Source organism: Acidithiobacillus sp. (genome assembly GCF_023255755.1).
GTDB lineage: Bacteria > Pseudomonadota > Gammaproteobacteria > Acidithiobacillales > Acidithiobacillaceae > Acidithiobacillus.
The window spans coordinates 11,508-31,665 of record NZ_JAGDVS010000178.1; the positions used below are offsets into that span (position 1 = coordinate 11,508).

At 60.3% G+C, this 20,158-nt stretch carries 20 protein-coding genes and 1 other RNA gene; 15 read left to right on the forward strand and 6 right to left on the reverse strand.

All coding sequences use genetic code 11. From position 1 onward, the window contains the following. On the forward strand, positions 1–932 hold a 932-nt coding region (locus Q0C48_RS12360; RefSeq protein WP_291524805.1), incomplete at its 5' end, for a YbaK/EbsC family protein. Further along, entirely contained in the window at positions 925–1,401 is a 477-nt protein-coding gene (locus tag Q0C48_RS12365) for a universal stress protein (RefSeq protein WP_291524807.1), read from the forward strand. The genes Q0C48_RS12360 and Q0C48_RS12365, both read left to right, overlap by 8 nt. A 12-nt stretch (positions 1,402–1,413) precedes the next feature. Here Q0C48_RS12365 and Q0C48_RS12370 read toward each other — a convergent pair whose 3' ends face one another. Continuing rightward, positions 1,414–2,079, reverse strand: coding sequence for an ABC-type transport auxiliary lipoprotein family protein (locus Q0C48_RS12370; RefSeq protein WP_291524809.1), 666 nt, complete (start codon positions 2,077–2,079; stop codon positions 1,414–1,416). A gap of 4 nt (positions 2,080–2,083) precedes the next feature. Further along, the gene (locus tag Q0C48_RS12375) at positions 2,084–3,022 is read right to left on the reverse strand and encodes an MlaD family protein (RefSeq protein ID WP_291524811.1); all 939 of its coding nucleotides are present in this window, start codon (positions 3,020–3,022) and stop codon (positions 2,084–2,086) included. 151 nt (positions 3,023–3,173) lie between these two features. On the opposite strand from Q0C48_RS12375, the gene Q0C48_RS12380 reads away from it, so the two are divergent. The 3 genes from Q0C48_RS12380 to Q0C48_RS12390 are packed head-to-tail and all read left to right on the forward strand — an operon-like array spanning position 3,174 to position 6,180. After that, positions 3,174–3,827: a protein-L-isoaspartate O-methyltransferase gene (locus Q0C48_RS12380; RefSeq protein WP_291524813.1), complete on the forward strand. Its 654-nt coding sequence runs from the start codon at positions 3,174–3,176 to the stop codon at positions 3,825–3,827. 6 nt (positions 3,828–3,833) lie between these two features. Beyond that, positions 3,834–4,379 (forward strand): isochorismatase family protein, encoded by a 546-nt coding sequence (locus Q0C48_RS12385; protein ID WP_291524814.1) that lies wholly within the window; start codon positions 3,834–3,836, stop codon positions 4,377–4,379. 10 nt (positions 4,380–4,389) lie between these two features. Then, positions 4,390–6,180 carry a PDZ domain-containing protein gene (locus Q0C48_RS12390; RefSeq protein WP_291524816.1) on the forward strand — a complete coding sequence of 597 codons (1,791 nt, stop codon included), beginning with the start codon at positions 4,390–4,392 and terminating at the stop codon, positions 6,178–6,180. A gap of 12 nt (positions 6,181–6,192) precedes the next feature. Here Q0C48_RS12390 and Q0C48_RS12395 read toward each other — a convergent pair whose 3' ends face one another. From Q0C48_RS12395 to Q0C48_RS12410, 4 genes are all read right to left on the reverse strand, one after another. Then, the gene (locus tag Q0C48_RS12395; RefSeq protein ID WP_291524818.1) at positions 6,193–6,807 is read right to left on the reverse strand and encodes a 5-formyltetrahydrofolate cyclo-ligase; all 615 of its coding nucleotides are present in this window, start codon (positions 6,805–6,807) and stop codon (positions 6,193–6,195) included. Positions 6,808–6,809: 2 nt separating this feature from the next. After that, a non-coding RNA gene (gene ssrS / locus Q0C48_RS12400) (6S RNA) lies at positions 6,810–6,990 on the reverse strand. Positions 6,991–6,999: 9 nt separating this feature from the next. Then, positions 7,000–7,314 carry a cell division protein ZapA gene (locus tag Q0C48_RS12405; protein WP_291524820.1) on the reverse strand — a complete coding sequence of 105 codons (315 nt, stop codon included), beginning with the start codon at positions 7,312–7,314 and terminating at the stop codon, positions 7,000–7,002. Between the two features lie 22 nt (positions 7,315–7,336). Next, positions 7,337–7,576 (reverse strand): hypothetical protein, encoded by a 240-nt coding sequence (locus tag Q0C48_RS12410; RefSeq protein WP_291524822.1) that lies wholly within the window; start codon positions 7,574–7,576, stop codon positions 7,337–7,339. An 87-nt stretch (positions 7,577–7,663) separates the two neighbouring features. On the opposite strand from Q0C48_RS12410, the gene mrdA reads away from it, so the two are divergent. The 10 genes from mrdA to Q0C48_RS12460 form a co-directional block, all read left to right on the forward strand. After that, positions 7,664–9,574, forward strand: a complete 1,911-nt coding sequence (mrdA, locus tag Q0C48_RS12415) for a penicillin-binding protein 2 (RefSeq protein WP_291524824.1) — start codon at positions 7,664–7,666, stop codon at positions 9,572–9,574. A gap of 12 nt (positions 9,575–9,586) precedes the next feature. Continuing rightward, on the forward strand, positions 9,587–10,195 hold the full coding sequence (locus Q0C48_RS12420) for a 50S ribosomal protein L25/general stress protein Ctc (protein ID WP_291524826.1): 609 nt from the start codon (positions 9,587–9,589) through the stop codon (positions 10,193–10,195). A 6-nt stretch (positions 10,196–10,201) separates the two neighbouring features. Then, positions 10,202–10,771: an aminoacyl-tRNA hydrolase gene (gene pth / locus Q0C48_RS12425; protein WP_291524828.1), complete on the forward strand. Its 570-nt coding sequence runs from the start codon at positions 10,202–10,204 to the stop codon at positions 10,769–10,771. A gap of 9 nt (positions 10,772–10,780) precedes the next feature. Next, entirely contained in the window at positions 10,781–11,872 is a 1,092-nt protein-coding gene (gene ychF, locus Q0C48_RS12430; RefSeq protein ID WP_291524830.1) for a redox-regulated ATPase YchF, read from the forward strand. 27 nt (positions 11,873–11,899) lie between these two features. After that, entirely contained in the window at positions 11,900–13,348 is a 1,449-nt protein-coding gene (locus tag Q0C48_RS12435) for a DUF3375 domain-containing protein (protein ID WP_291524832.1), read from the forward strand. A 2-nt stretch (positions 13,349–13,350) separates the two neighbouring features. Continuing rightward, positions 13,351–13,971 (forward strand): DUF4194 domain-containing protein, encoded by a 621-nt coding sequence (locus Q0C48_RS12440; RefSeq protein ID WP_291524834.1) that lies wholly within the window; start codon positions 13,351–13,353, stop codon positions 13,969–13,971. Further along, positions 13,964–17,332, forward strand: coding sequence for an ATP-binding protein (locus Q0C48_RS12445; RefSeq protein ID WP_291524836.1), 3,369 nt, complete (start codon positions 13,964–13,966; stop codon positions 17,330–17,332). Before Q0C48_RS12440 ends, Q0C48_RS12445 begins: the two co-directional genes overlap by 8 nt. Continuing rightward, positions 17,329–18,504, forward strand: coding sequence for a DUF3322 domain-containing protein (locus Q0C48_RS12450; protein ID WP_291524838.1), 1,176 nt, complete (start codon positions 17,329–17,331; stop codon positions 18,502–18,504). The genes Q0C48_RS12445 and Q0C48_RS12450 overlap by 4 nt, the downstream gene beginning before the upstream one ends. A gap of 67 nt (positions 18,505–18,571) precedes the next feature. After that, positions 18,572–19,117 (forward strand): XRE family transcriptional regulator, encoded by a 546-nt coding sequence (locus Q0C48_RS12455; protein ID WP_291524840.1) that lies wholly within the window; start codon positions 18,572–18,574, stop codon positions 19,115–19,117. Further along, on the forward strand, positions 19,114–20,158 hold a 1,045-nt coding region (locus Q0C48_RS12460), incomplete at its 3' end, for a proton-conducting transporter membrane subunit (RefSeq protein WP_291524842.1). The genes Q0C48_RS12455 and Q0C48_RS12460, both read left to right, overlap by 4 nt.

The window sequence follows — 20,158 nt, forward strand, 5'->3', positions numbered from 1 at the left end:
CGGTGGCGGAGCAGGCGGAACATCTTGGTATCAGCGCCGCCAACATTGTCAAGACCGTGTTGGTGATCGCCGACGGTAAGATGGTCATGTTGTTGTTGCGCGGCGATGACGAGTTGAATCTGATCAAGGCCGGGCATGCCCTGGACGCGCAGAACGTGCAACTGGCCAGCCCGGAGGAAGCGGTATCGGCCACGTGCGCACCCTTGGGCTTTATCGGCCCCAAGGACCTGCCGCTGCCTATCCCCATTATGGCGGATCACCGCGCCCTTGGCGTGGCCAATTTCAGCACCGGCGCCAATGCGGCGGAACTGCACTGGATCAACCTGAACTGGGACCGGGATTTGCCGCGCCCGGAAGCGGCCGATCTGCGCAATGTCCGCGCTGGGGATGACTGCCCCCATTGTGCCACAGGCACTTTAAGTATCCGTCGCGGCATCGAGGTGGGGCATGTCTTTCAACTCGGGGAACTCTACAGCAAGAGTATGGGTATTACCGTGCTGGACGAGACAGGCCGCGACGCCACAGTGACCATGGGTTGCTACGGTATCGGTGTGTCGCGGGTGGTGGCGGCAGCGGTGGAGCAGCATTTTGATGATCGTGGCATCACCTGGCCAGTGGCCCTGGCGCCCTTTGAACTCGGTATCGTCGCCATCAATGCGCGCAAGTCGCCAGAAGTGGCCGCCGCCGCTCAAGCCCTGCATGATCGCCTGGAGGCGCTGGGCTACAGCGTACTACTCGACGACCGCGATGAGCGTCCGGGGGTGCAGTTTGCCACCATGGATCTGATCGGTCTGCCCCATCGCATTGTGGTCAGTGACAAAGTGCTGGCGCAGGGCGTTTGGGAATATCGGGCGCGACGCGCCACCGAAAACGTCCTGCTCGACGAAACGCAACTCATGGACTACCTGCGCAAGGAGTATCCCCGTGGATAAATCACCCGTAAAGATCCCCGTAAAGCATATTTTGGTGGCCGTCGATTTTTCGCCGATGGCCCTGTACACCGCCCGGATGGCGGCGCAAGAAGCCCAATTGCACGGTGCCAGCCTCACCTTGCTCCACATTTTCAACCCGCAAATGCTCAATCTGCAGATGCCGGAAGAAATTCTGCCGCCGACCTTGGATCTGCGCGAAAAGCTGCTCCACCTGGCCCAGGCCGAGATGGAAAAGCTGCGCCAGGCCGTGGCCGAAGGCGGAATCACCCCGCGGGTAGAACTGGAGGAGAGTGGGGAGAATATCGGGAAGGCGGTGATTGCCTTCGGCAAGGCCCATGCAGTGGACATGCTGGTAGTGGGCAGTCATGGGCACGGCGCCATTGGCCGGTTGCTGCTGGGTTCTGTCGCCAATGACGTTGTCCATTACGCCAGCTGTCCGGTGCTGGTGGTCAAGCACCAGGAGGACTGAATTGGTAAAATCCTAAGGCTGGGGCGCAGGCTTCCCGGTGCCTGCCATCTGCGCGGCCCAGCCACTCACCGCCATGACAAAACGTTCACTTGCCCCGGCCATGGCCACGGCACCACCCTGCGCACTCGCACTGGAAAGCGTCTCGGTGAAACGAAAACGGTGCTGGGCAGCCACCTGATAATCAGCAGTATTCACCAGCGTCGCGGTACCGGCGACCAGTGCCTTGCCCGCCTCCGGCCCGCTGAAATTCACCACGAAGTCCGTCAGTCGGACCTGCAATAGCCAGGTCGCGGTACCGCTGGACTGCCCCACCAAAACCGCCCGCCACTGGCCGGAGTCTTCCAATTGATGTTGCAAGCGGCTGGCAATCATCTGCGGCGGAGTGCCGACCCAGCGGGCGTCCCGGTAGGCCAGCAGGCGCTGTGGCTCCTGATAGAGCAAATGATACTGGTAGGCATCCGTTTTCAGCCAATGCGCGGCGCTAACGCGAGCCAAGCGCAGCACGGGCAGCGCCGTCGTGGTGCCTTTGGTGCTGGCCAGAGGGGCGGGATGCGACGGCGTAATATCATAAGGTGCCTGCCACGGGGCGCTGCTGGCACAACCAGCGGCGAGCAGAACCATGCCTGCCAGCACCATGCGTTTCCCCGCGGGTGAATATTTAGAAAGAGGGTGTTGCATGCGCTCAGTTTCCTCCTGCGGAAAAGCCCGACTCACCCGGTCCCGGCGGCGGGCCACGATCGCCGTAGAGCAATGATTGCGGGGAGCGCTTCAGCGAATGGCTGAGATCCGCTAGCGCCGCGCTGCTGGCCATCAGGCTTTGGGTGAGGCGATTCACCCGCGGCAACGTGTCGTAATTGAGGGTGTTCGCCGCCCGTTCTCCAGCAACACTGAGTCCACGCAGTGACTTGGCGGCTTCCGCCGTATCCGCCAGCGGCACTTGCGCCGCCACGGTCAGCGCATCAAGATGGGCAATGAGCAGATGGCTCGCCACCATGGTGGACCGGGTGGCAGCGACCATGGCAGGCAGGGCTTTAATGGTCGGCAATAATGCCGTCTCCATCCGTACCAACTGGTTTGTGGCCTGGTCCATGTGGGTAAGCGCCTGCGCAAAATGTGTGCGGTTCTCGTCAGTTAAAAGTGAGTTCAGGCGGTCAGCCAACTCGTTGCTCCGATTCACCAGCGATTCGCCATTACGGGACAGCACCTCAAAAAAGCTGGGACGCATAGGGATTTCGGCGGGTCGACCGGACACCCTCGGCAAAGGTGTGAAGTCGGTGCCGTGATCGGTCAGGGACAAATAACTCAGCCCGGTCACCCCTTGCGGCGCCAGTTCGGCGAAGGTCGCGCGGGTAATGGGCGTCGCCTTATCGACCATGATCCGCACCCTGATCATGCGCGGATTCGTCGGATCCAGGCCAATCGCGGTCACGTCTCCCACCCGCACACCTTTGAAGCGCACCGGCGCCTGAAGGGTGAGGCCCGCAACGCTGTAGGAGGAAATCACGTCGAAGGCGATACCCGGCCGCTCACTACGATGCATCCACAAGCCGACTACCGCCACTCCGACCCCCAGAATGGCCAAAAAGACGAGTGCTACCAGCGCGTGTGCACGGCTTTCCAAGGAGAACTCCTTTGCAATATCAGCGACTATTGGAGCACAGGACGGACGCCAAGCCAATCACCATCTGACACGCGCGCAAATGAGCGCACGGATTGACTTGCCACAAGACCCATGCCTAAATGGCGGAAAACCACTGGAACCCTGATTCTCTATGGACTTTGACATCCTCCGCCGTACCATGATTGACACCCAGATCCGCACTTGGGATGTGCTCGACCCCCGTGTGCTGGGGACTGTTGCGCAGGTGAAACGTGAGTTTTTCGTGCCGACCCCATATCGGCATTTGGCTTTTGCTGATTTTAATTTACCTTTGGGGCATGGCGAGATCATGTGGACGCCGAAGATGGAGGCGCGGGTCTTGCAGGAGCTGGATCTGCATGAACCGGATCGGGTCCTGGAGATCGGTACCGGAAGCGGCTACCTGACGGCCCTGATGGCACAACTTGCGGGGGTCGTACATAGTGTCGAGGATCGCGCCGACCTCTCCCGAACGGCGGAAAGCCATTTGCGGGTGCAAGGCGTTCAAAATGCCCACTTGCACATTGGTGACGGCTCTAACGGCTGGGTAAGCAATGCCCCCTATGATGCCATCTGCATCACCGGCTCCTTGCCGATGCTGCCGGATGCATTCAAAGAGCAACTGGCGGTCGGCGGACGATTGATCGCCATTCTCGGCACCGGCCCGGCCATGCGGGTGCGGCGCATTTTCCACTCCCAGCCGGGCATCTTTGAAAGCTCGGAACTCTTCGAGACAGAGGTTCCGCCTCTGCGTCACAAGCCGCTGCCTGTCGGCTTCGTATTCTGAGTGATCATGCGTATCGAGGCCGCGCAGAGCGTTATCCTCGCCGTTGATCTGCAGGATCGCCTGCTCGGCACCCTTTCCCCCGTGCGACGGGCGCTGCTGCTGCGCAACATCACCCAACTGCTGGAGGCGGCCACAGCCCTCGGGCTGCCCGCCCTTGCCACCGCCCAATATCCGCAGGGTCTGGGACCAGTCCGTGAGGATATCCGCGTCCATGCTGCCGATGTCCTGGAAAAGACCGCCTTTTCCTGCCTTCGCAGCAGCAACAGTCGCCAATGGCTGGAGGCACAGGACGGGCGACCTCAGGTCATCCTGACCGGTATAGAGCTCCACATCTGTGTGCTGCAAACCGCCCTGGACCTGCAGGCAGGGGGCTGGCAACCGGTGGTGGTGGCCGATGCCTGCGCCAGCCGTGACGCCGAACATCAGCAACCCGCTTTGGAGCGGCTGCGGCAGGCGGGAGTTACAGTCGCCGTCGCTGAGTCGGTATTTTATGAGTGGCTGGGCGACGCGGCGCACCCGGCTTTTCGCACCCTTGCCGCCGCCTGGCGTTAGGAGTGCTGCCTTGAGTTCTGTCCCACTGAGTTACCAGATCAGCGCCGAACCACGAGCACACCTTTTTCAGGTATCTCTGAGTATTTCCGAACCGGATCCGGAAGGACAGATCCTCGCCCTGCCCGCATGGGTGCCCGGCAGCTATACTATCCGCGACCTCGCCCGCCATGTGACCCAAATCCGCGCAGAGCGTAATGGGCAGGATGTCGCCCTGCACAAAACCGGTAAGGACCGCTGGCGTCTCGCTGCAGGGCATGGCCCGGTCATCGTCCATTATGCCGTGTACGCTTTCGACCGCTCAGTACGCACGGCATATCTGGATGATCAGGGGGGCTTTTTCAACGGCCCGGCCATCTACTTGCGGGTCCTGGGACAGGAAGACCAAGCGCACGCAGTCCTCCTGGAAGGTCCGGAAGACTGGCAGGTGGCCACAGCCCTCCCCCGGCAAAGCGGCGCAACCTGGGGCTGGGGCAGCTTTGTTGCCTCTGAGTATCGCGCCCTCATTGATCATCCGCTGCTCATGGGCACGCTCACTCTGCTGGACTTTTTGGCAGGAGAGCGGCCCCATCACCTGCTCATTCAGGGAATCCATCAGGCAGACCTGCAACGGCTGGGTTCCGACCTGACGCGCATCTGTGACTGGCAACAGCGTTTCTGGGGCGATGCCGCCTTTGCCGAGTACCACTTTCTGTGCATGACCAGTGCTGATGGCTATGGGGGATTGGAGCATCGCGCTTCCAGCGCCCTCCTCTGCGCCCGGGATGACCTGAGTTGCCGCAACGAAGACCATTATCAGCGCTTCCTGGGTCTGGCCAGTCACGAGTATTTCCATAGCTGGCTGGTGCAGGCCATTCGTCCCGCTGTGCTCAGCGCCAGTACCCTGGACCGCGAGGCGCCCACCCGCGACCTCTGGGTCTTTGAGGGTATCACCTCTTACTATGATGATCTCTGCCTGCGCCGCGCCGGCCTGACCACACCCGAGCAATATCTGCGCGGGGTCGGGAAGGAGCTGACCCGCTTGCTGCGCCGCCCCGGACGTTTCCTGCAAAGTCTGGTGGAATCCAGTGAAGATGCCTGGATCAAGCTCTATCATCCCCACGTCAACAGCGCCAACTTTGAGATCAGTTATTATAACAAGGGCGCCCTGATGGCCCTCTGTCTGGACCTCAGTTTGCGTATCGAGAGTGAAGACACCCGGAGTCTCGACACCTTGCTCGCCCGGCTGTGGCAAGACTACGGCCGCATCGCTAAACCGCTGCCGGAAGGCCAATGCATCAATCTGGTCGAGGCGCTCGCCGGATCAGCGCTCGCCGCGCGTTTGGAGGCTTGGATTACCGAGAAGACCGACCTGCCGTTGCGCGCGCTGTTGGCGGAAATGGGCATTGCGCTGCACCTGCGCGCCGCCAACGGCCCGCAGGATGAAGGCGGCCAGGCCTGCGAAAAAACCCCGCCGGTCTGGCTGGGTGCGCACTGGCGTCCGCACGCGCTGGGTGCTCAGTTGCGCCATGTGCAGAGTGGCGGTCCTGCAGAGCAGGCAGGGTTGTCGCCGGACGACATTCTCATCGCCATTGATGGCGTCCGGACTACAGCGGAACAATTACCGGCACAACTGGATGCGGCTCCCGCAGGCGCGGCGTTACGTGTTCAGTTCTTCCGCGATGATATTCTTATGGAAACTCAACTGACCCCCGCCTCGCCTCCACAGGATACGGTCTGGCTGGAATCGCTGGAGGATGTGGATGAGGTCGTCCTTGCACGTCGCCGTGCCTGGTTAGAGGGGACAACGGCGGAAAGTCGTTGAGCTTCCGTACCATCATGATCTGATTCTGTAGCAACCCATTTCCGTACAGACAATACCCAGAGGGATATCCCAAGGCTCTCTGGGCACACGCGGCACTTCCTGAAAGGCATGCCCCACCCCAATCAACCGCGGACGCCGCCAACTGCGGCGATGCGGCAAATGTGCCAGGCTGCGATCATAGAAACCGCCGCCCATCCCCAGACGGTAACCTTCCGCGTCAAAGGCAACCAGTGGCAGGATCAGCAGATCCAGTTCATGTACGGAACGCTGATGACTGGGAGACACCTGTGGTTCCGGGATACGAAAGCGATTGTTGCGCATGGCCGCATGCGGGTTAAAAGGCGCAAAACGGAGGCCACGTGCAAACTGACCGGCGAGTACCGGCAGATAAAAATGCTTGTTGACCGCGATCGGGTGCTGCATGAGCGGCAAGGGGCTGATTTCGCCCTGCATGGGCCAGTAGAGTCCGATATGCCGGGCCCGCTGAAAGTGGTTGAGACGCACGAGGTGATTAGAAAGCGCTATGGCGGCGCACTGCAGTGCCTCGGGTGACAGGTCGCGTCGCTGCTGGCGCAGCCGTCGACGTAATTGGCTTTTTGCTGGTACCTCATCCAGCCCTTGAAACAAAAAAACCTCCCGCGTGGGTCGTGCGGCCCGCTACCCCATGAACCTGGTGTACAGGTGGGAATCCACACACCGCTTTAGGCTACTCCACGAAGGAGCTGCACACCACGGTGATGACTGGGGATCCCCTGGATAGACAATGTTGGTTCAGGAATCATCTCGACCACTCGCGCCCCGCAGGAGGCAATGTCCAAGCTACTCCGCCCCCTTACCCATGTCAACCAGCCGGCGCAGGCGATCTTCCAGCAGATTGAGTTGATCATCGCGCACTCGCACTTCCTGGCGGGTGCGCTGCAGATCTGCAGCCAGGTTGACCGCCACCATCAGTGCGGTGCGCTCCTTACTGATCATTCGCCCCCGTGCACGGGCGGCTTCGAGCTGTTGATTCAACAGTGCCACCGCCTCCAGAAGCAGTGCCTGTTCTTCGGGCAGACAGGGCACCTGATAACTTTGCCCCAGCAAAGTGATGTTGACGTGATTGGTGGTGGGACTGCGAGTTGCTTCAGGCACGGTTTTCTCCATCTGTATGGTTCTATCCTTCGTTTTCCCAATGGCCCACCTGCGTGAGCAGCTCACTGAGCCGCAGACATACCGCCTCCTGACGTTCCCGCAGCAAGATATTCTCGGCGTCAAGCATCTGGATTTGTTTTTGCAGAACCTGCAGGGAACGCTTGTCACGCCCGTCTCCTTCCAGATGACGACGCAAGCCGCGATAATCCGTTATAATGCCTTCCAGCTCTGCGAACAGCGATTCAAAACGGGACTCCAACACTGCGCCACCCCATCTCACCAAGGATTTTGCCTCCGAGTGTACGAAGCGCCCCAGCCATTTGCAAACTGAATCAGGTTGTTCCCGATTATGCCTCTTTCTGATCCTAACAAACGTAACCGCGGCTTCCGCTTCCGGCTTGGTGTAGCGACTGGCCTGATGCTGCTGGCGATTCTGGTCGTCATACTGCGCGTCATGGACCTGGAGGTGCTGCATTTTTCCAAGTTCCGTACACTGGCTTATGATAATCATGCGGCTCTCGTTCCCGTCGCCCCGCCCCGCGGCCTTGTGCTTGCTGATCATGGTGAGGTGCTGGCGGAAAACCAGCCCATATATGCCGTGGAAATCACCCCTGACCAGACGCCCCATTTGCGGCAGACGTTGCAGCGTCTACAGCAAATGCTCGGGCTGAGTGCAGACGATATGCGCCAATTTCAGGACCGGCGTCTGGGAAAACCGGATTTCGATCCGGTGGTCCTCAAGGCCGATCTGACGTCGACACAGATCGCCGCTATCGCCGTGCGCGCGCTGGATCTGCCCGGAGTGCGTGTCGTCGCCATGCTCCATCGCCATTATCCCTACGACGCACTGTTCTCCCACGTCGTCGGCTATGTCGGCCCTATTACTGCCACCGATCTGAAGGATTTTCACGCCAGTGACTATGTTGGTCGCAACTATATTGGCAAGAATGGTCTGGAGCGCTATTACGAACGCCAGCTACGCGGCACCATGGGTTATCAGATCAAGGATATCAACGCCCGCGGCCTACAGGTGGGCAACCTGCGCGATATCCCCGCGCACCCCGGAGACAATCTGCTCACCCACCTGCGGGTGCGGGTGCAGCAGGCCGGGGCACTGGCCCTGCAGGGTAAGGGGTATCGCGGCGCGGTCGTTGCCATGAATCCGAACAATGGCGCCATACTGGCCATGGTGACCAGTCCCAGCTTCAATGCCAACTGGTTCGTGGACGGTATCAGCACGGCCCACTGGCAGAGTCTCCTGGACAATCCGGGGCGCCCATTGATGAATCGCGCCGACAATGGCCTCTACCCGCCGGGTTCCTGCGCCAAGCCCTTTTATTCCATAGAGGCGATACAGGAAGGCGTCATTGCGCCGGATTACCATACCTTCTGTGCGGGTAATTATCAGCTCGGCGGCCACACCTACTGGGACTGGAACCGGGGAGGATTCGGCAACACCGGTCTGACCAAGGCACTGACCTGGTCGGTAGATGTTTTCTACTACAAACTCGCGGTGAAGATGGGTATCGCCCTACAGGACAAAACCCTGTGGCGATTTGGCTTCGGCAGCAAGCCACCCATCGATCTGCCGGGCGGAGCCAGCGGCCTGGTGCCCAGCCCCGCCTGGAAGCGTGCGCATCTGCATGCCCCCTGGTACACGGGGGACTCCATCATTCTCGGGATCGGTCAGGGATATCTGCTGGAGACTCCCCTGCAATTGGCGCGGGCAGTCTCCGCGCTCGCCAACGGCGGCTATCTGGTCCAGCCTCAGGTGGCCAAAGCCTTCATCAACCCGGATAGCGGCATGGCAGAGCCCATCCCCAATGCATCGCCCATTAGTCTCCACATCCCGGCGGACGCCATGCATGCGGTGCATAAAGGCATGGAAGCCTGTGTCGCCAGCGGAACCTGCCATTCGATCAGCATTCCCGGCATCACCATTGCCGGGAAGACTGGCACCGCACAAGTCCCGGTGGGATACAAAAATGGTCGCACTGTCTATAACAACGACTCCCTTTTTATTGGCTGGGCACCGATACATCACCCCAAAATCGCTGTCGCCGTAGTGGTGGAATATGGCGGGCATAACGCTTGGCAAGCCCTGCCGGTGGCCCGTGCGGTGATCAAAGCCTATTTACAGCCCGATGAAAAAACTCCGGAAATGGTTGCTGAAAAAGCCGCAGCGCATTATGATGCGCCCCTTGCCATTGGGGAGAAAGGTTCTGTCAACCCTCGCCCCGCTCAATCCGCAATACCATAAGGAGTCCAGAAAATGACAGATTTTACGATTGCGGCCCAGCCGCGTGAAGATAACGGCCGTCGTGCCAGCCGTCGCCTGCGCCGTATCGGCATGGTGCCCGCCGTGCTTTATGGTGATGGCAAGGCCGCGATAGGTCTCAGTATTGAAGCCCGCCTGCTGCGCAAATTGCTGCCCGACGAGCGCGCATACACCCACGTCATCACCCTGCAGTTTCCCCACGGCAATGAGACGGCACTGATTCGCGACTTGCAGATGCACCCCTACAAGGAAGAAGTGCTGCACATGGACTTTTTGCGCGTTCATGCCGGTGAGCGAGTACACCTGCATATCCCGGTCCACTTCCTCAACGAGGATACCTGCGCCGGACTCAAGGCCGGTGGTGTGCTGCATCGCGCCCTGGTGGAGGTAGAAGTGGAGGCGCCAGTGGATCGCCTGCCGGAAGCCCTCCAGGTAGATATTGCCGGGCTGCACATTGGTGATAGCCTGCATCTGTCGCAGATCAGCGTGCCCGCCGGCGTGACGCTGGTGCCTTTGCTGCATGAGGACGACAAGGAAGTCGTCTCCATCCACAATCCGCGTACCGGTGCCGAGGCGGAAGAAGCCCCGGAAACTACCGCTTGAGTCCTTATGGACTGGTTATTGGCGGGCCTGGGTAACCCTGGCGCGGAATACGCCCGGACCCGCCATAATGCCGGTTTTTGGACGCTCCAAACCCTTGCGGATCGGGTCGGGGCGTCTTTGCGTATGGAGAAGCGCTGGCATTGCCTGGCCACTACGGCACGAGCTTCCGGACTGGAACTGGGGCTGTGTATGCCTCAGGATTTCATGAACCGCAGCGGTGGCCCGGTACAGGCTATGGCCGCCTTTTATAAAGTGCCCGTAGAACGGATTCTGGTGATTCATGATGAGCTGGACCTACCCCCAGGTACGGCACGGCTGAAACGCGGTGGTGGTCATGGCGGGCACAACGGCTTACGCGATCTCGACCGTGCCCTGGGCACCCGCGATTACTGGCGGCTGCGCATCGGTATCGGCCATCCAGGGCACAAAGATGCGGTCATCGGTTATGTGCTTGGCGCTCCGACGGCAGCAGATAAGACCCTGATTGACGAGGCGATTGAACGCAGTCTCGGCGTACTTCCCGATTTTCTCAGCGGCCGCACGGATGCGGCACAGAAAACGCTGCATAGCGATTAGGAGTTTCTTATGGCTTTGGCCTGCGGCATCGTCGGCTTACCCAATGTCGGCAAATCCACCCTTTTCAACGCCATCACCAGGGCGGGTATCGCGGCGGAGAACTATCCCTTCTGCACGATTGAGCCGAACGTCGGCCTGGTTGCCGTGCCGGATCCCCGTCTCGAGGCCCTGTCAGAGATCGTCAAACCACAGAAGGTACAGCACGCCACCATGGAGTTCGTGGACATCGCCGGGCTGGTGGCCGGTGCAGCGCAGGGTGAGGGTCTGGGCAACCAGTTTCTCGCCCATATCCGTGAGACAGACGCCATTGCCTTGGTCACCCGCTGCTTTGAGGACCCCAACGTGGTCCATGTGAGTGGCCATGTAGACCCGGTGGCGGATCTGGAGGTGGTGCTGACGGAGCTGATTCTGGCCGATCTCAGCACCGTGGAGAAGGCCCAGGCGCGGGTGGCGCGGCAAGCCAAGGGAGGCAACAAAGACGCGGTGGCCGAAGTCGCCGCCATGACCCGCCTCCTGCCCCACCTCAATGAAGGCAAGCCGGCCGCCAGCCTGAACCTGAACAGCGAGGAGCAAGAGCATCTGCACAGCCTCTGTCTACTGACCATGAAGCCCCTCATGGTTATTGCCAATGTCGCTGAGGACGAGCTGCAGGGTGGCCCCTGGCGTGCACCCCTGGAAGCCTGGGCGGCCGAACGGCATGCGAGTGTGGTGCCTGTCTGCGCCGCCATAGAATCAGAGCTGGCAGAACTGGAACCGGAGGAGCAAAGCGCTTTCTTGCAGGACTTGGGGCTGGAGGAGCCCGGCCTCAACCGCATCATCCGTGCGGCTTACCGTTTACTGGGTCTGCAGACCTACTTCACTGCCGGCGTCAAAGAGGTCCGCGCCTGGACCATCCCGGTGGGCGCCACGGCGCCACAGGCGGCGGGGGTCATTCACAGTGATTTTGAACGCGGTTTCATCCGCGCCCAGACCATCGCTTATGACGATTTCATTCAGTACAAGGGCGAACACGGGGCCAAGGAAGCGGGCAAGATGCGTGCGGAAGGGAAGGAATATGTGGTGCAGGATGGGGATGTGCTGAACTTTTTGTTCAACGTGTAGCGGAACATTCGGGAAAGGCTGAAGACCATGGACTTCACCACTCTCGATGCCCTGCGCAACTACCATCCGGCGTGGCGCTTGCTACGCTCGGACCATGCGCCGCTGATCGCAAGTTTTCTGCATCGGGTCTTCGTGCTGCCCAATGTACGCATCATTTCCGCCGCCGATCTGGCCGGGGCACTGGAAGATGAACTCTATGCCCTGCGCCAGCGGTTGCGGCCGGAGGCTTTCCCCAAAGACGCCATCGACTATCTCAACGATTGGGCAAGTCCAGAAAAGGCCTGGCTCCGCAAATTCTACGCCCAGGGCAGCGACGAGCCTCAGTTCGACCTGACCCCGGCCACGGAAAAAGCCATCACCTGGCTGGACAGTCTCACGGCACGGCAATTTGTTGGGACGGAGTCGCGCCTGCTCACCCTCTTTGACCTACTTAAACAGATGAGCGAGGGCAGCGAGAGCGATCCGGCCATCCGCATGGCCGAGTTGCAGAAGCGGCGCGACGAGATCGACGTGGAAATGGCGCGGGTGCTGGCTGGTGACATTACGCTGCTGGATGATACCGCTCTCAAGGACCGCTTTCAGCAATTTACGCAACTGGCGCGAGAACTGTTGGGCGACTTCCGCGAAGTGGAGCATAACTTCCGCTTGCTGGACCGGCGGGTACGCGAGCGTGTCGCCCTCTGGGAAGGCGCCAAAGGGGCATTGCTGGAGGAGATCATGGGAGAACGCGATGCCATCGCCGATTCCGATCAGGGACGCAGCTTTCGTGCCTTCTGGGACTTCCTTATGTCCAGTCGGCGGCAGGAAGAACTGACGGAGATGCTCGACCAGGTGCTGGGGCTGAAGCCGATGGCAGAGCTCAAGCCCGATGCCCGGATGCGGCGGGTGCATTACGACTGGCTGGAGGCCGGTGAACATACCCAGCGCACCGTGGCGCAACTCTCCCAGCAACTACGGCGTTTTCTGGACGATAAGGCGTGGCTTGAAAATCGGCGCATCATGGATATCCTGCACGGCATCGAAGCCAAGGCGCTGGCCCTGCGCGATGAGCCGCCGACAGGCGACGTTACGAAAATGGCGGAGCTGAGCGCCCGCATTGAACTGCCCATGGAAAGACCGCTACACACCCCCACCCTCAAGCCCCTGATTGCGGAACTCACCCTGCAAGCAGGGGAAGACGATGTCGATGCCGTGGCGCTCTACCAGCAGGTTTTCGTGGATACGGCCCAACTGACGGGCCATATCCGTCACGCCTTGCAAGATCGCGCACAGATTACTCTGCGTGAACTGACCGAATCCCAGCCCTTGCGCCAGGGACTGGCGGAGCTGGTGGTCTACCTGCAACTCGGCAGCGAGACCTTTAAAACGGCGGTGGATGAGGACACACCCGAGCATATCCGTTGGGCCGCCCGCAACCGGAATGATGTTATCGTCGAGAAAACGGCACAGTTGCCGCGCCTCATTTTTCTGAGGTAAGGATGGAAGAAGAAACCGCAAACCTTTCCGCACTCGTCATTCCGCTTCTCAAAGGGGTGATCTACCGGGAGGGCGATGAGCACTTGTGGAGCGACCTGCTGAACCTGCATCCGCGGTTACGGGACCATGTCTCAGTGCTGGGCCTGGAACTGGTCATCGACGAAGCGGAAGGCTACGCCTTTCTGAAAAGCCGTCCGGAATCCTCCGACCCGGGCGTGACACCCCCGTCCCGCCTGATTGCCCGCCGGCCCCTGTCTTTTCCGGTGAGCCTGCTGCTCGCCCTGCTGCGCAAAAAGCTGGCGGAATTCGATGTCGGCGGTGACGACACCCGTCTGGTGCTAAGTCGCGAGGAAATCGTCGAACTGCTGCGTGTGTTTCTGCCCGACAGCAGCAACGAGACACGGATCGTCGATCAGATCGAGAATCACATCAACAAAATTGTCGATCTGGGTTTTCTGCGCCGCTTGAAGACCAGCAGCGGTCCGACCAGCTTTGAAGTACGGCGTATCCTCAAGGCCTTTGTCGACGCGCAATGGCTGGCGGATTTTGACCAGAGACTCGCAGACTATCACGCACAATGCAGCGGCGTGGAAGGCCGCGCAGAGGACACTGCCAATGATTGAAGCACAAGCGCTGGAACTGGATTTTCTCGGCGACGATACCCTCTCGGGTTTTCGCCTGCACCGGCTGGAAGTGTTCAACTGGGGCACCTTCGATCAGCGCGTCTGGACCCTCACTCTGGACGGCCAGAACGGGCTGCTGACCGGCGACATTGGCTCCGGCAAGTCCACCCTAGTAGATGCCATCACCACCCTGCTGGTCCCGGCCCAGCGCATCGCCTACAACAAGGCCGCCGGTGCCGACAGCAAGGAGCGCAGCCTGCGCTCTTATGTACTCGGGCATTACAAATCGGAGCGTAATGAAGTGACGGGAGCGGCCAAACCCGTGGCTCTGCGCGGTCAGAACAGCTACTCGGTGATTCTCGGAGTCTTCCATAATGCGGGTTATGGATCCACTGTGACCCTGGCGCAAATCTTCTGGATGAAGGATGCCCAGGGCCAGCCCGCCCGCTTCTTTGCCATGGCCGAAAGCGATCTCTCCATCACCCGGGATTTTTCCGGATTTGGCACCGACATTGGCCAGTTGCGCAAGCGCCTGCGCGACGGTGGCGTCGACATCGAAGACGGTTTTCCCAAGTACAGCGCCTGGTTCCGCCGTCGCTTCGGCATTGAAAACGATCAAGCCCTGGAACTCTTCCACCAAACCGTCTCCATGAAGTCCGTGGGCAATCTCACCGACTTCGTGCGCAATCACATGCTGGAACCCTTCGATGTCGTCCCGCGCATCGGTGCCCTCATTACCCATTTCGACGACCTGAGCCGTGCCCATGCCGCCGTGCTCAAGGCCAAGCGCCAAGTGCAACTGCTGACGCCGCTGGTGGCCGACTGCGCCCAGCACCGGACGCTACAAGACAAAGTCGATGACTTGCGTCAGTGCCGCGAAGGCCTGCGCGCCCACTTTGCCGGATTGAAACTGGCCCTGCTGGATAAACGCCTCATCAGTATCCACGAAGACTGGAGTCGCCTGGATACGCAGGTGCAACGGCTGGATCAGCGCCGCAGCGAACAGCGCATGGCCGTCGATGCCATCCGCCAGGCCATCGCCCAGAACGGCGGCAATCGGCTGGAGCAGTTGCGCATGGAAATTCAACGCGCTGGGCAGGAGCGTGACCGCCGTCGGCACAAGGCGGACCGTTACGCCGAACTCGTCCAGAAGATGGCCGAGACGCCAGCCGCGCATGCTGCGGCCTTTCAGGAACAACACAGCCAACTGGACGAACTCAGCGATCGCCTGCGGGAACAGGCGACTGGCCTGGAGAATCAGGAGCGGGAAGAGGATTTCACCTTTCGCAAAGGACGGGAGGAGTATGAAGCCCGAAGCGCGGAAATCGCCAGCCTGAAGCAACGCCGCAGTAACATCGACACCCGGCAAATCCAGATTCGCAGTGCCCTCTGTGCAGCGCTGGGCGTGGACGAAGAAGAGATGCCCTTTACCGGTGAACTCCTTCAGGTGCGTCCCGAGGATGGTGCCTGGGAAGGTGCTGCGGAGCGTTTGCTGCACGACTTCGGGCTTTCCTTGCTGGTGCCGGATGCCCGCTACGCCGACGTGGCGGCCTGGGCAGACAGCAATCAATTGCGCGGGCGACTGGTCTATTTCCATGTGCGACCGCACAAACAGGGCGAAATGCCCGAACTGCACCCGGATTCCCTGCTCCGCAAACTCTCTGTCAAACCCGATTCCCCTTTCTACGGCTGGCTGCAGCGGGAAATGGCGCGTCGCTTTGACGTAGCCTGTTGCAGCACCCCGGAGCAGTTCCGCCGGGAGAGCCGCGCCATCACCCACGCCGGCCAGATCAAAGACCCCGGCGGACGGCACGAAAAGGATGACCGCCACCCCATCGATGACCGCAGCCGCTATGTACTGGGCTGGAGCAACGCCGCTAAAATTGCCGCGCTGGAAACTACCCAACGCCAGCTCGAAACCTCTCTCAGTGAAACGCGCAGCCGCCTGGGCGCCATCCAGTCGGCACGCAAGGCGCTGGAGGAGCGACTGCAGACCCTCGCCCGGCTGGAGGAGTTCAACGACTACGAAGAACTGGACTGCGCTGCCATCGCCACGGAAATTGCCCGCCTGGAAGACGAACGGCAGGCGCTGGAATCGGCGTCGGACATCCTCAAGTCTCTGAACATACAGTTACAGGATGCATCCCAGAACCTCAGCGGCACCGAGAACCAACTGGAAGCGGCCAAAGATAAGCGTTCCAAGCTGGAACAGCGCCGGAGCGATACCGGAAAACTGCGGGAGGAAACCCAGAAACAACTGAAGGAAACCCCGGCTGACCCGCTTTTGTCACAAAAACTGGAGCCCTTACGCTGCGAAGCGTCGGGTGAACACCATCTCACTGTGGAATCCTGCGAGGGTCGCGAACAGGAACTGCGCCAATGGCTGCAGAACAAGATGGACAATGAAAACAAAAAAATCACCGGGCTGGCCGAGAAAATCATCAAGGCCATGTCCGCCTTCAAGGACGCCTACAAACTGGAAACCGAGGATTACGATGCCAGCTTGGCCGCTGCCTTTGAATATCAGAATCTGCTCGACACCCTGAACAGTGACGATTTGCCGCGCTTTGAGGCCCGCTTCAAAGATCTGCTCAACGTCAACGCCATCAACGAGATCGCCAATTTCAACGCGCAACTCGCCCGCGAACGCGAAACCATCAAGGAACGCATCACCCGGATCAACGAGTCCCTGGCGCAGATCGATTACAACCCCAGCCGCTATATCGTGCTGGAATCCCAGCCCAGCCCCGATGCCGAGACCCGCGACTTCCAGACGGAACTGCGCCGATGCACCGAAGGGGCATTAACTGGCTCCGAAGATGCCCAGTATTCCGAAAGTAAGTTTTTGCAGGTCAAAAGTATCATTGATCGCTTCCGGGGCCGCGAAGGCTTGTCCGATCAGGATCACCGTTGGACCAACAAAGTCACTGACGTGCGCAACTGGTTCCTCTTCGCCGCCAGCGAGCGCTGGCGTGAGGATGACAGCGAACACGAGCACTACACCGACTCCGGCGGCAAGTCCGGCGGGCAGAAGGAAAAACTGGCCTATACCATTCTCGCCGCCAGTCTTGCCTATCAATTCGGTCTGGAATGGGGCGCGGTGCGCTCCCGCTCTTTCCGCTTCGTGGTCATTGACGAGGCCTTTGGTCGCGGCTCCGACGAGTCGGCGCAGTACGGTCTGCGTCTCTTCCAGCAACTGAACCTGCAACTACTTATTGTCACGCCGCTACAGAAAATCCACATTATCGAACCCTTCGTCGCCCACGTCGGCTTCGTTCACAACGAAGGTGGCAAGGACTCCAAATTGCGTAATCTACCTATCGCGGAATACCGTGCGCACAAGGCAGACTTCGCCCCGTGAACTGGACCTCTGCGGCGAACGTCCGCAAGCAGCTTCAGCGGCTCTGGGAGCGCGGGGAGTTGCTGCGGGCGCTGACCGACGATGCCGCATTTTTCCCCTTGCGGCTGACCTTTAAATGCCCGAATTCAGCAGAGCTGACCGAACAATTCGCCGCCGTCCGTGACTGGATCTGCGCCCTGACCGCCATCCCGAAGATCCGCATCGAGTGGCGCGAGACTCAGCACCGGGTGTTTGGCGCACAACGGCTGCCCGCCTCCCTCTGGGTGGATACCGCAGAAGATGCCCTCGCGCTGATCAGCAAGCAGCATGATGCCAGGCGTTTTCGGACAATATGGGCATCGACGGCATTCCGGCACCCTGCACTGCTGGATTGGCTACACCGAAAACCGTTGCAGGCGTTGGACTACACTACCGTCTGGCCGCAACTACTGGCGGTGCTGGACTGGATGGCGGACCATCCCCGCCCCGGTATCTACCTGCGCCAAGTGGATATTCCCGGTATCCACAGCAAGTTTATCGAAGGGCACCGCGCGGTGCTGTCCGAACTCTGCGATGCACTCCTGCCCGCAGAGGCCATCGCCCCTGGGCATCGGGGTATCAGCCAGTTTACCTCCCGCTACGGCTTTCTCGATAAAGCGCCGCGCATCCGCTTTCGGCTGCTGGATGCCGGGATAACGCTGCTCCCCGGCACGTTCTGTCCCGACATCACCCTGGACGCCGCCAACTTTGCGACACTGGATCTGCCGGTCCGCAGGGTCTTCATCACCGAAAATGAGACCAACTTCCTCGCCTTCCCCCGCGTCTCCGACGCCATCGTCATTTTTGGCGCGGGTTACGGCTGGGACGCACTGTCCCAGGCCCGCTGGCTTGCGCGCTGCGCTATCCATTATTGGGGAGACATCGACACCCACGGCTTCGCCATCCTCGACCATTTGCGCAAGTACTTTCCGCAGGTGCAGACCTTGCTCATGGATGAAGAAACCCTGATGACGCATCAGGATTTCTGGGGAGAGGAAGACAAGCCCACCGTACAGGATCTGCCTCACCTGGCCGAAAGCGAACGCGTCCTCTACGACATCCTCCGCGACAACCGCCTCCGTCCCGGATTACGACTGGAACAGGAGCGAATTAGATTTAGCCGTCTACAGGATGCCATCGCCGCGTCTTTTTGACGAAGTGCTCATCACTATCGTCCAAAATAGATTGCATGGCGCGTGTTTTAACGTACACTCTCCGCCCATGGAACAGGTCTGCAAAAAAATTCGGCAACTTCGCGAGGATAAAGGCTGGTCCGTGCGCGGACTGGCGGCACGTGCCGAGATTTCACCCAGCGCCCTCTCGCAGATCGAGGCCGGGCAGAACTCCCCCTCCATCGCCACGCTGGAAAAAATCTGCGCGGCGCTGCAGATCCCCATCGTCGCGATTTTCGATGATGGAGAAACGGCGGGTTTGCCATTGATCATGCGCAGCGGTGACCGGCGCAAGTTTTACAGTGCCGGTTCCCACGCTTCACTGGAGCCGCTGGCCCGCGGCCTGCCGCAAAAAAAAATGCAACCGCTGCTGATGGTACTCGAACCAGGCGGAGAATGCGGGGAGCATCCCTATACCAGTGCCGAGGGAGAAGAGTTCACCATTGTCATCCACGGGACAGCCGCTTTTGAGCAATCCGGGGTGACCACGGAACTGGGGGAAGGCGACGCCATTTACTATAATCCACGTTTGCCCCACAACTGGCACAACCGCAGCCACTCCGCAACGACCCTGCTGGTGGTGGTAGCCCAGTGATCTCCTGCCTGCCCTTGGATCTGGCCACTGGGGCATTACTGCTCTGGCTGGGTCTGGGGCTATTGGGTTTTCTGCTGGGCGGCTGGCCAGCCCTTGCCTGTCGACTGGTGTTTCCCGCAAGCAGCGTGGTCGCCCTGCTGCTGACCATTGCCGGATTCACCGCGCTGACGGCCACTCCGGACCACCTGCAACTGCACGGCCCCCTCCCCGCTCTGCCCTGGTCTTTCCAGATCGATCCCCTCTCGGGATTTTTCCTGATCCTGCTGGGACTGCTGGCCTTCGCGGTAGCACTGTTTGCTACTGGCTATTTCCGCTCCTTACCGGGACCCGACTTGCGCCGTTTAATGCTCCAGTACCACAGTTTTCTGCTGGGTATGGGGCTCGTTCTGCTGGCGGCCAACGCCTTCACCTTTCTGGTCGCCTGGGAAATCATGGCACTGGCCTCGTATTTCCTGGTGGTGACGGAGCATGAAGAAGTCGGCAGCCGACACGCCGGTTTCCTCTATCTGCTCATCGCCCATTTGGGGGCACTGAGCATTTTGCTGGGCTTCGTCATCCTCGCCGGGGCGACCATAGCCCAGGGCGGGCCATTCAGCGCCATGCTGCACGCCCCCCTCAACCCGTTCTGGGCATCGGCAGCCTTTCTCCTGACCTTTTTCGGTTTCAGTGCCAAGGCGGGTCTGCTCCCCCTGCATATCTGGTTGCCGGATGCCCATCCCGCCGCCCCCGCCCCGGTCTCCGCGCTGATGAGCGGGGCGATGCTGCAGATGGCCTTCTATGGCATGTTACGGGTGGACTTTCTCTTCTTCGGCAAGCTGGCCCTGTGGTGGGGTCCCTTTGTCTTGGTAGTGGGCCTGGCGACGGCCCTCTTTGGTGTGCTTTTCGCCGCCGTCCAGACCGACATGAAGCGCCTACTGGCCTATTCCTCCATGGAAAATATGGGCCTGATCATGGTGGCTTTCGGCCTCGCCCTGATCTTCCGCGCGCACGGGCTCAATGCCCTGGCGGCCCTGGCCCTGGCCGCCGCCCTGTATCACGCCC